The organism is Robertmurraya sp. FSL R5-0851 (genome assembly GCF_038002965.1).
Taxonomy (GTDB): Bacteria; Bacillota; Bacilli; order Bacillales; family Cytobacillaceae; genus Robertmurraya_A; species Robertmurraya_A beringensis.
The window spans coordinates 4,219,366-4,232,223 of sequence record NZ_JBBOOE010000001.1 but is presented as its reverse complement, the minus strand read 5'-3'; the positions used below and the strand labels follow the sequence as shown (position 1 = coordinate 4,232,223).

The following is a 12,858-nucleotide window of genomic DNA, read 5'->3' as shown; positions in this document are numbered from 1 at the left end:
TTTTGTATAACTATTAAATATAGGGGCTGTTTCTCCTGTAGCGAGCCTTTGTTGCAAAGCAACAACAGCTCGTGGAAGGAGAAATAGACCCTTAAACCGACAAAAGCTAATGCAGAAAAAAATTAGTGCTTTTCTTTTAGGGAGGATTTTTGCATGAATCGAAAATGGGTTGCCTTGCTAATGACAGGGTCATTGCTAACAGGTGCTGGAGGAACATATGGATATTTGCACTTTACCGGTGCGTTAGCGGCAGAGTCCAAGGTGGAGTTACATACCAAAAGCAGCGACGAGGGAAGCCCTCAGTCTATCAATCTAGAAGAATTGGACAAAGTCGAAAAAGCCTACGAGTTAATTTTAACCAGTTATGTAGAAAGTGTGGATCAAGAAAAGCTCATCGAGGGTGCGATTCAAGGCATGCTCACGACACTCGACGATCCGTACTCGGTATACATGGACAAAGAAACGGCCAAGCAGTTCAGCAGCACACTTGAATCCTCGTTTGAAGGAATCGGGGCAGAAGTAGGCCTGGTTGATGGCAAAATCGTCATCGTGTCCCCATTTAAAGACTCGCCAGCCGAAAAAGCAGGCTTGCGCCCTAATGACCAAATCTTATCGGTGGATGGAGAAAGCTTGGACGGGGTAGACCTTTATCAAGCAACCCTTAAAATCCGCGGAGAAAAAGGAACAAAGGTGAAGCTAGAAATCGCACGTAGTGGCTTAACCAAGCCTCTCGTTGTCGACGTGAAGCGCGATGAAATTCCGCAAATCACGGTCCATAGTGATGTGAAAAAGCAAAACGGTAAGGAGATCGGGTATCTGGAGATTACCACGTTCTCAGAGGATACTGCAAAAGAGTTTAAAAAGGAATTAACGGCGCTTGAAGATCAAGGGATCGATGGATTACTGATTGATGTGCGTGGCAATCCAGGTGGACTGTTATCAAGCGTGGAGGAAATCCTAAAAGAATTCGTGTCAAAGGAAAAACCATTCGTTCAAATCGAAAAACGAGATGGTGAAAAGATGCGCTATTTTTCAAACCTAACGGAGGATAAAGACTATCCTGTTGCCGTGTTGATTGATAAAGGTAGTGCCTCAGCTTCGGAAATTCTTGCTGGTGCATTAAAGGAAGCGGAAGGGTTCCAACTGATCGGGGAAACCACGTTCGGAAAAGGAACCGTTCAGCAGGCTGTGCCGATGGGAGATGGCAGCAATATTAAGCTGACGCTGTTTAAGTGGTTAACTCCTGATGGAAATTGGATCCATAAAAAGGGAATTGAACCCGATGTGAAGGTGGTTCAATCGGAGCTCTATCACACGCATCCGCTCCAGCTCACCGAGGCATTAGAAAAGGATATGAACAACGAGCAAATCAAAAACGCCCAGCAAATGCTGAAGGCACTTGGACTTGACCCAGGTCGAGAGGACGGCTACTTTAACGACCGTACCGAAACGAGCGTCATGGCCTTCCAGCGTCAACACGATTTAGAGATGACGGGGAAAATTGACAGCAAAACAGCCAGTGCTCTCCAGAGTGCGGTGGTTGAAGAAATGAAGAAGGATAGCAATGACACGCAACTGCAGACTGGACTCAGATTGTTGGCGAAATAAGATTGACCCTCTTATCCTCATGGGTAAGAGGGTATTTTTGTTATGGAAATTCCGTGAATATTCCCCTAAATCCCTTTATCCACTATTATCCAAAATATTTCTAATATCGAATTCTCCTTTCATTTGGTAAAATAAAGATTAATAGGAAAGTTCGGAAATAGATTGATAAGGTTGGTGGCTAGTTTGGTTCTAGAGTGGCTATTAGAAATGGCTTGGGGATTCGCAAAACTATTAATACATCCAGTGTTTTACTTCACATTCCTACTCGCGGCATTTTTAGGAGTTTCTCGAGTAAAGAGAGAGCGAAGTCATTTTCACGTTCGCGCCGAAAATGCCTACTATGAGCTTCGTCAGTTACTACCGCTCGGACTATTGCTCGGATCCATACTGTCGATCATCATGATCGCCGCAGGAGTGGTCATTCCACTAGCGGCCATCCTGTTTATTGCCGCAATCACGATCATCCTGAGCATTCGTGTACGCCTGCTATCATCGGTATACACCGTGGGTCTCACTTTCTTCGCCCTCTTTTTTACAGCAGGCAAGGACTGGAGTATCCCGCTTTTCCCTGATCTCTTCAGCAGCCTAGAAGACAAGCTCTACCCGTCCATCACGGTCCTGCTAGCTCTACTAGTCATCGCAGAAGGCATTCTTATTTTGAAAAATGGAAAGAAGGGGACCTCGCCTAAGCTCATGACGAGCAAACGCGGCCAACGAGTAGGCGTTCACGAACTCAAGCGAGTGTGGATGTTGCCGCTTCTTCTGTTGGTCCCTGGAGATGCCCTCCAGCAGCTTCCGTTTGAATGGTGGCCGGTGTTTAATGTAGCTGGAGAAGGCTACGGACTATTATTAGTTCCGTTTGCACTCGGACATTATCAACACATCCAAGGAGCCCTGCCAACTCAGGCAGTCTCACATGTTGGAAAGCAAATCATGGCCCATGGCTTCGTGCTAACAGCCATCGCCATTGCTTCGTATTGGCTGCCGATTTTATCATTAGCAGTCGTTGCTATCGGAATCCTTGGACGCGAAGTGATCTATTTTAGTCAAAAAACGAAGGAAGAAAGTGGTCCTTTCTATTTTTCCAAGCGCAATCAAGGAGTTATGATTTTAGGAGTGCTACCACATTCTCCTGCACAAAAAATGAAGCTTTCCGTTGGAGAAATTGTTTCTAAGGTAAACGGAACAATTGTACATAACGAAGCAGAGGTCTATGAGGCGCTGCAGCGAAATCGTGCTCACTGTAAGCTCGAGGTGTTAGACGTCAATGGACAGGTTCGCTTTGTTCAGCGAGCCCTCTACGAAGGCGATCATCATGAGTTAGGTATTCTGTTTGTTCAGGATGAGAAGAAGTGGGGAACAGAAGCGGTATAAGTTGTTCAGTAATAACTGATTGATTGCAGAGTTCACTATGTATGAAAAATAAACGGAAGAATTCCGCCTAACTTGGGAAATACTCATATTTCCTTAAAGATAAGGGGAGTTTTTTCGTTTATTTTATCCAAATCCTTGGATTTTGCCTTATTTAGAGCATGTAACCGGAATATCTCCGCTTAAATCCACCTTTTAGCCCTCCCCTATATACATTAGCAGGAAATTCTCCGCCTATGAATTCTTATACCTACACGAAACCGATACAGTGAAGACCGAAAGTGAAAGTCGTTATTTGTCGAACAATAAAGAATTAAGTTATAACCTCTTTTTTAGTATAATAGTCCTATTATTTGTATTAAAGAGGGAGACGTCTATGAACAAGAGTTTAAAATTGAAAATGATCGTTATTTTCTCAAGTTTAATATTGATTTCGGGAGTGGTAACTAGCTTTATTTCTTTTCAAACGTCCAAAAATGTGATTACAAGTTCATTAGGAGACCAAGCGCTATCCATTACTGAAAATGCTGTTAAAGTGATTGATTTGGATCTATATGAGGAAATCTCACTAGATTCAGGGGAAACGGATTATTATTATGAATTGAAAGAACGTCTAAACGAAATACGAGAAACCAATGGGTTGGTCTATTTATATACGATGGGTCGACAAGAGAAAGATGGAGAATTTGAATATTATTATATGGTTGATGGTATGCTACAAGATGCCTCAGAATTAGGCGATGTCGAAGAGGGCGTTGATGATTACCCCTTGCTAGTGAAGGCTTTTGAAACGGGTAAGTCACAAGTTGGGGAATTGACTTATTCAGAAGAGTATGGTGGCTTAGTTTCAGCCTATATACCGATCAAATCGGATTCTGGAGAATTAATCGGGATATTAGGCGCTGATTTAGATGCTAGTTTGGTGTATTCGTCTCTACAGGCGAGTAAGATAAAGTTAATGTGGATGACCGTTGGAATCGTATTATTGAGTATATTATTGATTTCCATAGCCACAGTGTCACTAGTGAATCCGCTAAAACATTTAGCCAAGAAGGTCGAATTAGTTGGAAAAGGTGATTTAACGGTTACGATTGAGTCTGATAGGAAAGATGAAATTGGAAGTTTAACAGCTTCATTTAATCATATGCTTCAAGAATTAAAGAGGATGATTGGGGTAATCAACGAAAGCTCGGTAACAATGAGTGGAACAACGTCGCAATTGTTAGTAAGTGCGAACGAAACCAAAGGGGCAAGTAATGAGATATCAGTCATCATGGAGCAAATGGCCTCTCAAGTGGACACTCAATATAAAAGCTTGGTTGATAGTGCAAAAATCATAGAAGAAGTGTCAGAGAATATCAACGATATTGCCGTCAACTCTTCTGTTGTTACGGAACTTTCTGCCAAGACACAGGGCGAAATAGAGGTAGGTAACCAAAAAGTGAATGATTTAGTGGAACAGATGAATACCATTAGTCGTTCAGTTAATGAATCGTCAAGTTCCATCATGACATTACAAGCCCATTCAAAGGATATTGAGTCCATTGTAGAAATTATTCAAGGGATTGCTTCTCAAACGAATTTACTTGCGTTAAATGCAGCGATTGAAGCAGCGCGCGCAGGAGAAGCGGGTAAAGGATTTGCGGTGGTTGCTGATGAAGTGCGTAAACTAGCTGAGCAATCCGAAAGTTCAACGGTTAATATACGGAACATTATTGAGAAAATCAATAGTGATACGAATATAACAGCAGAGAATATGAAGATTGTTTTAGATGATGTAAAAGAGGGTATCCATTCGGTTGGAGAAACGGGAATGGTTTTTAAAAACATTCTAGGAGCCATACAGGAAGTAAACGTGAAAATCCAAGAAGTGACTGCAACTTCTGAAGAAATGTCTGCAGCCACGGAAGAAATCACAGCATCAGCTAAAGAGACAGCTAATATTGCGGAGCAAGCCTCAACTGAAGTGAGAAAAACCGTAGATATTACATTAGAACAAGAACGCTTAGTTTTACATATGACGGAGTCAATCGAAGAGCTGGTTACGATGTCAACCACGATGAAGGAATTGACAGGAAAGTTTAAATTATAAGAGATTAAAAGGCTGTGTATTTCGTCAAACACGGCCTTTTTATTTTCTAACATACAATTTAATATTTACCAAAAGCTTTTTCGACAAAATCCTACTTATCTTCTGTTGTTGTCATGGTAAAATAGTAATAGGTATATTTTCGTATTTTTATTGATTATCTAGCATAAATGAGTAACAGAAAGAGGAATTCACCATGGGAGATTGGGCATCAATTTTAGAAAAACGCTCAAAGTATTTTATTGGCATTTATATACTAAGTTATTACGCATTAATTATCTGCTTTAAAGATGAGAAAGAACTAATTTTGCTCGGTGGGAATGGATTTCAAGTCATTGCGCCATTCGTGAGCGGTATTTTTATAATTAAGCAATTTTTCCATCTGAAAAATGAGAAGATAAGATATTACTGGTTATTAACGGCGGTTGCTACCTTTAGCTATGGTGTGGGAATGGTTATATTTAGATATAACTTTACCTTTTTTCCAAATACTCATAGTACTAATTTATCCGATTTATTTTGGTACATAAGTATCATTCTTTATATTTTCGCTTTAGTGTTTGTTCAGTCATTAACAAAAAACATTTCTAAAACCGTTCAATATATTTTCGATATTATTATTGTCATGATTGTCGTTTCATCCATTAGTTGGCATTTTGTCATTGCGCCCATTCTAGACTCGGCTATAGAGTTTGGGTTTATGTATACAGTTGTTTCTGTTAGTTATCCAATTGCTATTCTAGTCATGTTATTTGCCTTGCTAAGCTTATATTATATGTCACAGAGTGTTTTGCCAAAAAAGGTATTCATCATTAATGTTATCGCTTTTTCAATCTTACTTTTTGCTAATATGGATTATTTATATTTGACGATGAACAATTTATATTTATCAGGGAGTTATATGGATCCTCTTTGGCCACTATCCATGTTATTGTTTGGGTTGGCGAGTGTATATAATAAAAAAGATGGTAAAGTTCTAGTGGAATCGGAAACAGAACAGAAAAGAAACAGTGGAAAAATTATTGACTTTCTAACAATAAAATTAATGCTTCCGTACCTCTCAGTTATCACCATTTTTATTTTCATGATATTTCAAGGGAATTTAGCGATTAACAGTCTTGTTATTGGCTCAATCGCTTCTACATTATTAATTATCATCAGACAGATTCTTACCCTGGTTCAAAATAGTGAATTAATTTTTGAAACGAAAGAGTTAAATAGGGAACTAGAAATAAAAGTTCAACAACGAACAAAAGAAATCATTGAAAAGAATCAAGAACTAGAAGAGTCCATTAGAAAAATAGAGTATATTGCTTATCACGATAGTTTAACTTCCTTAACGAATCGCAGGTACTTTGAAGAAAAAATAGAGAGCGCTATTCAAGAAACTAATCAGTTAAATAGTAGATTTGCCATCATGTTCATTGACTTGGACCGCTTTAAATTCATCAATGACACATTAGGCCACCACACGGGCGATTTGTTATTAGTTTCTGTTTCTAACCTACTTAAAAATATAGTAGGCAAGGATAATGTAGTGTCCCGCCAAGGTGGGGACGAATTTATGATCTTGGTCAGAAACACATCAAAGGAAGAAGCTGAAAGATTAGCTGAACAAATTATCAATGAGCTCCAGAAACCTATATCAATAAATGGAAATGAGCTATTTATTACTTCAAGTATCGGTATTTCTCTATATCCGGATCACGGATCGAGCTTAAATAGTCTAATTAAAAGAGCAGATACCTCCATGTACAGTGCAAAGGAGCAAGGGAAGAACCGCTACCAGACTTTCAATGTAAGCATGGATGATCATATTACTTTAAAAGTGAATCTAGAAAATGGCTTGCGAAAAGCGATTGAACTTAATGAATTGAGTATCGCGTATCAACCTAAGCTGGAACTGCTAAGTAATGAAATTATTGGAGTGGAAGCTTTGCTTCGATGGAAACATAGTGAATATGGGAACATTTCACCGTCTACATTTATCCCGCTTGCTGAGGAAACCGGATTAATCTTAAAGCTAGGTGAATGGGTCCTTCGTGAAGCTTGTTTACAGCTAAAAAAGTGGGAAGATGAGGGAGTTGAACATCTCGGGGTTTCCGTTAATGTATCCACCATACAATTTATTCAAAAGGACTTTGTTGAAAAAGTAGAAGCCATATTAAAAGACACGTTAGCCGACCCGGTATATTTGGAATTAGAAATAACGGAAAGTTCAACAATGGATACGGAACTAGTCATTAGTAAGTTAAACAAACTGAAACAATTAGGCATTAAAATTTCCATAGATGATTTTGGTTCAGGCTATTCTTCGCTGAGTCATATAAAAAATTTACCGATTGATATCTTAAAAATTGATAAAAGCTTTATCAATGATATCGAAAACGATCAAAGCAACCAGGCAATTGTTTCAACCATTTTAGCATTAGCAACAAACCTTAACTTAAAAACGATTGCTGAAGGTGTTGAAAATGAAAGACAGTACCAAATACTTAAAGAAAAAGGCTGCGACCAAATTCAAGGTTATTATATAAGTAAACCAGTTCCTGTCGCAGAGGTTAGTAAGCTGATGCATTTTAAGGTTACTAATGTATAGTTTTAAGAGATTAAAAAATGTGTTTTCATGTAAAGAGATATTGTTTACTGGGGAGTCCTTTAAGATAATGTTCTTAAAGGACTTTTTTGCAAAAAGGAGGTATCTATGAAAACAGTATTACAAGCTTTTATGGCTTCAATCATTCTACATATCCTTTATTTATTAAGTACCATAGGAATAGGTTATATAAAAACCATCTACTATACACCGGACATGCAAGGGGAGGTATACTTGCTCCAAAATGAAGTGGCTTTTGGTACGGTGATTTCCCCGTATGTTTATCTTATTTCCTTGCTAGGAGTTTTTATTGTTTGTGCAAGTATTATAACTTCATATAAGAAAATAAAAAGGAGAGATCTATGAACTTTATCCATAAACATTCAACGGTCATAATAGTTTCTGCCATTGCTTTAATGATACTAAAAAACGTCCTGCCGATTCCTCAACTTTTGCAAGAAGTGTTAAGTATCGTCTCGTTCTTAGTAGTCGTGTCGGTAGTAATAATTAAGAAAAGATATAAGAGAACGTCTTAAAAGGAAAGAATAAGAAGATTATTGAACCTCAAATATTTCCCCCGCATAAGAATCATGTCGAATATTTCCAAGGAAATTACGACTTATTTCCTCAATTATTTACAAGATGATGGGGGATGTAACAAAATAATTGGGAGAGGTAAGTTAGAATACCTCTCCCCATGCTACCATCTAAGGATAAATTATTACAAAATTAGCGGAAGCTACCGCCCATTGATTGTTCTGCCATTTGCACCAGGCGCTTCGTGATTTCTCCACCTACAGATCCGTTTGCACGTGCAGATGTTTCAGGTCCTAAATTAACACCAAATTCACTAGCAATTTCGTACTTCATTTGTTCAAGTGCTTGCTCAGCCCCAGGTACTACTAATTGATTAGAGTTATTTCCACGGTTGTTTCTGTCCATTTCAATCTCTCCTTTTCGTTGGTGTAGCTATATATTTTGCACCTTTTTAAAAAATATACATTCATATAAAAAAATCATATTGTAAAAGAAAAAACACCCAGAAAAGTAAAGGGTTCCGTTTCCTATCACAACCATTAACAATTTGTATAGGGAAATGCACCCTACAATTTGATATACCATTTATCTCAAATAAGCGGAGGTTTTCCGGTTAGACTGCAGAGTAGAGCTCTGTTCAGGGTATATAAGCGGAGGTTTTCCGTTTAATCAAAGAAAAATCACCCATTTTCATGTTTTTCGAGCCAATAGTCGGAATATCTCCGTCTAATTAAGCGATTTTGAGTGCAATTTCCTAATTAAGAGAAATTTCTCCGCTTAATTACCAAACTCTGCTGATTCCCTCATCTGGGTACGCTCTATTATGGTTTTGGAGAGGGAGCTTGGTTCAACAGGCCTCAAAAATGGCTCAGTATGTGAACTGAGCCATTTAATATAATTTGTCCTACATATTTGATTGTATGTTCCGATTTTGGGACAGGTTATGGAACCTATTACCAGAAAGGGTGTTTTACGATACGGATAACGAACTTTTGCTTTTGTTCTGTTGAATGGTAGCAACCGAAACGGCATTGGCCACCATTTTTGCCACTCTCTCATCCAATGCGCTCGGAATCACATAGTCTGCTTTTAAATCTTTTTCTGAAACAGCTTCCGCAATCGCGTAAGCAGCCGCTAGCTTCATCTCTGTTGTAATGTCTTTTGCACCTGCATCCAAGGCACCTCGGAAAATGCCGGGAAAGGCAAGTAAGTTATTTACTTGGTTTGGATAATCGGATCGACCGGTGCCTACGACAGCGGCACCTGCAGCAAGAGCTTCTTCCGGGTAAATCTCTGGGATCGGGTTGGCCATCGCAAAAACGATTGGATCTTTCGCCATGGATTGAATATGTTCTGGCTTCATGGCACCGGGACCTGATACACCAATAAACACATCTGCGCCATGGACGGCATCCGCTAATGTACCACGAACTCTTTTCAAATTGGTCACTTCCGCCATCTCTTTTTGAGCTGAATTCATCCATCTTTCGCCTTTGCTGACCACACCTTCAAGGCTTACAAGGGTGATGTCTTGAAATCCTGCCTGCATGAGCAACTTGGCAATCGCAATTCCGGCTGCTCCTGCACCGTTAATGACAATTTTGATACTGCGATGCTGCTTATCCACTACTTTAACCGCATTGATTAACGCAGCAAGAACAACAATGGCTGTCCCGTGCTGATCATCATGAAAAACGGGGATATCCAGTTCTTGCTTTAAACGTTCTTCAATTTCAAAGCAACGGGGAGCGGAAATATCTTCAAGATTCACTCCTCCAAAACTAGGAGATAGTGCCTTAATGATTCCGACGATCTCATCCACGTTTTTTGTATCTAAGCAAAGTGGAAAGGCATCCACATTGGCAAACTTTTTAAAAAGAAGTGCTTTTCCTTCCATAACAGGGAGGGCTGCCTTTGGTCCGATATCACCAAGGCCTAAAACGGCTGTGCCATCTGTCACGATAGCCACCATATGTCCTCTGGATGTTAACACATCGACTTGTTCTGGATTCTCTACAATCGCTTTACAAACGTCTGCGACTCCAGGTGTATATACGAGACTTAGTTGTTCCGCTGTGTTTACATCAATCTTGCTGACAATCTCAATTTTTCCACTATATTCTTTATGAAGTTTGAGTGCTTCCTCTTTTAGATTGTTTTTTATCAATGATATCTACCCCTTTGGTAATCGCTTTCAATCTTTCTACATCGTAAAGAAAATGACCAAGGTTTGATAGATTTTGTAACTATACAACTTTATTAAATTAAAAAAAGTGGAAATGCACCTTTTATAGATACATGTCCACTTGGTTTAGTTTTTCTACTTGTAGTGTATATAGATATACCGGTCTACCAATTCCGTAGGTTAATGATTCCTTTAATACACCTAGCTGAGTTAAGAACTTTAAATATTTCCTTACTGACACCCGGGAGATATACGTATTTTCCGAAATATCATCAGTAGAGAACGGGTTCGTGCCTTTTGCTTTCAACACCTCGACTACCACTTGTAGAGTGCTGCTCGTTAACCCCTTAGGCAAATCAATGATCGGCTCTTCCATCTGAGTTTGCTCTGTACTGAGGATTCGATCGTCAAGATCTTCTTGTTTGAGCACGGGATGATTAGCAAAAAATAGATATTTATCTTGAAACCTCAGCAATGCTTGTTGAAATCGATCAAACTCAAACGGTTTGATTAAGTAATCAACGGCACCAAGCCTAAGAGCCGTTTGGATTTTATCCTTTTCACCAGCAGCGGTAATAAGGATTACATCTATTTCTAGATGGTGTTCCCTTATATATTTGAGTAATACGAGTCCATTTTCACCTGGCATATATACATCTAGTAATATAAGCTCTACCGTTTCCTTTTGAAGAAAGTCAATTGCATCTTTTACCGTTTGAACCATGCCAGTAAGGCGGAATCCTTTCATATCCTGGAGATAACGTTTATTAATTTCGGCAACCATTGGGTCATCTTCAACAATTAGAACCTTAATCATGATTCCACCCCTTTGCTTTTATACGTATTGTCAAAACTTTTACATTAAATAGGCTATAAAATACCTTGATAGAGGGCTTTTTGAGCAAAAAAATTGCCACCCCCTGAATTTTAGGAAATAGTGAGGTTACCACACCAAACACCAACCTAAAAAGGAAGTGACAAGTTGTACCCTCAAATTATAACCTATTTATTAACTTTTATTAAGTACCAAGAACAAATCATTCGAACATTGCTTACCCTACTTATCGGAAAAAACATGTTTGAAAAACCAACAGAGCAACCTGTGAATAAACCCTATCGAAAACTCCAGGTAGATGATCTTCCGATAATCGAACCACTGGAAAAACTTGATTACAAAACTCTTTTGAAGGAGTATTTCAACGAACACGGTAAGTCACTAAAACCTGTTCAAAGGCGATCTAATTCCAAGACTGTTGTACCTAAATCAATGAATTGTCCTAAGTGTGGTGCTCCGTCGGACTATCTTTATGCCAATAACGGAGATAAAGGTCAATTTCAGTGTAAGGTGTGTTCGTGTCTTTTCAGTGATAAAAATCGTTTTTCAAAAGAGGCCATTTTAAAGTGTCCTCATTGTTCAAAATCACTCGATAAAATTAAGGATAGAAAAGACTTTTTCGTCTACAAATGCAAAAACAACAACTGTTCTTTTTACCAAAGAAACCTTAAAGCGATGTCCTCCAAAGAGAAGACACGATTTAAGAAAGATCCTCAAGCATTTAAAATAAGATATATCTTTCGGCAGTTTCATATTGATTTTCTACCTTTGGCCAAGCAAACGCCTGAACTACCAGCAGTAGATTTGTCTAGGATTTATGCTTCACCACATACATTAGGTTTGATATTAACCTACCATGTTAACTACGGCCTTTCGGCCCGTAGGACAGCTGCCATTATGCAGGATGTTCATGGTGTGGCTATTTCCCACCAAACGATATTGAACTACGAAAATAGCGTGGCTCTTATGCTTAAGCCATATGTGGATTACTATCCGTATGAGCTTTCCGACCAATTCTGTGGTGACGAAACTTATATTCGAGTCGGTGGACGCTGGCATTATTTATTTTTCTTTTTTGATGCGGTTAAAAAGATCATTCTTTCCTATCCGGTGTCTCCTAATCGAGATACAGCGTCAGCCATTCGTGCGATAGATGAAGTGTTAGTAAAGATGAAGGAGATCCCGAAAGACCTAACTTTCGTAGTAGATGGAAATCCAATCTACCTACTAGCTCAACACTTTTTCGCACAACATGACATTTCGTTTGATGTGAAGCAAGTAATCGGGCTTACAAATGATGACCCAGTTTCAACTGAATATAGACCTTTAAAACAGGTAATCGAGAGACTGAATCGAACATTTAAAGGCAATTATCGCTCCACTCATGGCTTTGGCTCGCAACAAGGGTCGGTTTCTTTTGTCACCTTATTTGTGGCTTACTTTAACTTTTTAAGGCCGCACGCCACCTTGGAAGGTAAGGTACCTGTCGTGAACCCAGAATTATCAGGGCTTCCGACAATGCCAGCACGTTGGACAAAACTGATTGAGTTAGCACAAAACTGGATTATCGAGCAGCAAACCGCCTAACTTTTTGTTTAGCTGAGCCCCTTGGGCTATTCAGTAATCGGCGAAGCGAA

General features: G+C 39.1%; 10 protein-coding genes. 7 read left to right on the top strand and 3 right to left on the bottom strand.

All coding sequences use genetic code 11. The features are described from left to right. Window positions 1-153: 153 nt before the first annotated feature. The 6 genes from MKX65_RS21705 to MKX65_RS21680 all read left to right on the top strand — a co-directional run bounded on the left by MKX65_RS21705 (window position 154) and on the right by MKX65_RS21680 (window position 8,200). The gene (locus MKX65_RS21705; protein WP_340905548.1) at window positions 154-1,608 is read left to right on the top strand and encodes a S41 family peptidase; all 1,455 of its coding nucleotides are present in this window, start codon (window positions 154-156) and stop codon (window positions 1,606-1,608) included. 657 nt (window positions 1,609-2,265) lie between these two features. Beyond that, a complete protein-coding gene (locus MKX65_RS21700; protein ID WP_340905547.1) occupies window positions 2,266-2,982 on the top strand; it encodes a PDZ domain-containing protein in 717 nt (238 codons plus the stop codon). Window positions 2,983-3,355: 373 nt separating this feature from the next. Continuing rightward, window positions 3,356-5,071: a methyl-accepting chemotaxis protein gene (locus tag MKX65_RS21695; protein WP_340905546.1), complete on the top strand. Its 1,716-nt coding sequence runs from the start codon at window positions 3,356-3,358 to the stop codon at window positions 5,069-5,071. 193 nt (window positions 5,072-5,264) lie between these two features. After that, window positions 5,265-7,667 (top strand): EAL domain-containing protein, encoded by a 2,403-nt coding sequence (locus tag MKX65_RS21690; protein WP_340905545.1) that lies wholly within the window; start codon window positions 5,265-5,267, stop codon window positions 7,665-7,667. 105 nt (window positions 7,668-7,772) lie between these two features. Next, a complete protein-coding gene (locus MKX65_RS21685; protein ID WP_340905544.1) occupies window positions 7,773-8,030 on the top strand; it encodes a hypothetical protein in 258 nt (85 codons plus the stop codon). After that, window positions 8,027-8,200 (top strand): hypothetical protein, encoded by a 174-nt coding sequence (locus MKX65_RS21680; protein WP_340905543.1) that lies wholly within the window; start codon window positions 8,027-8,029, stop codon window positions 8,198-8,200. The genes MKX65_RS21685 and MKX65_RS21680 overlap by 4 nt, the downstream gene beginning before the upstream one ends. A gap of 193 nt (window positions 8,201-8,393) precedes the next feature. On the opposite strand, the gene MKX65_RS21675 is transcribed toward MKX65_RS21680, so the two are convergent. From MKX65_RS21675 to MKX65_RS21665, 3 genes are all read right to left on the bottom strand, one after another. Then, the gene (locus MKX65_RS21675) at window positions 8,394-8,606 is read right to left on the bottom strand and encodes an alpha/beta-type small acid-soluble spore protein (protein WP_340905542.1); all 213 of its coding nucleotides are present in this window, start codon (window positions 8,604-8,606) and stop codon (window positions 8,394-8,396) included. A 565-nt stretch (window positions 8,607-9,171) separates the two neighbouring features. After that, a complete protein-coding gene (locus tag MKX65_RS21670) occupies window positions 9,172-10,368 on the bottom strand; it encodes an NAD(P)-dependent malic enzyme (protein WP_340905540.1) in 1,197 nt (398 codons plus the stop codon). A 121-nt stretch (window positions 10,369-10,489) separates the two neighbouring features. Next, entirely contained in the window at window positions 10,490-11,203 is a 714-nt protein-coding gene (locus MKX65_RS21665) for a response regulator (RefSeq protein WP_340905539.1), read from the bottom strand. Between the two features lie 165 nt (window positions 11,204-11,368). On the opposite strand from MKX65_RS21665, the gene MKX65_RS21660 reads away from it, so the two are divergent. After that, window positions 11,369-12,808, top strand: coding sequence for a DDE-type integrase/transposase/recombinase (locus tag MKX65_RS21660; RefSeq protein ID WP_160549950.1), 1,440 nt, complete (start codon window positions 11,369-11,371; stop codon window positions 12,806-12,808). The last annotated feature ends 50 nt before the right edge of the window (window positions 12,809-12,858 follow it).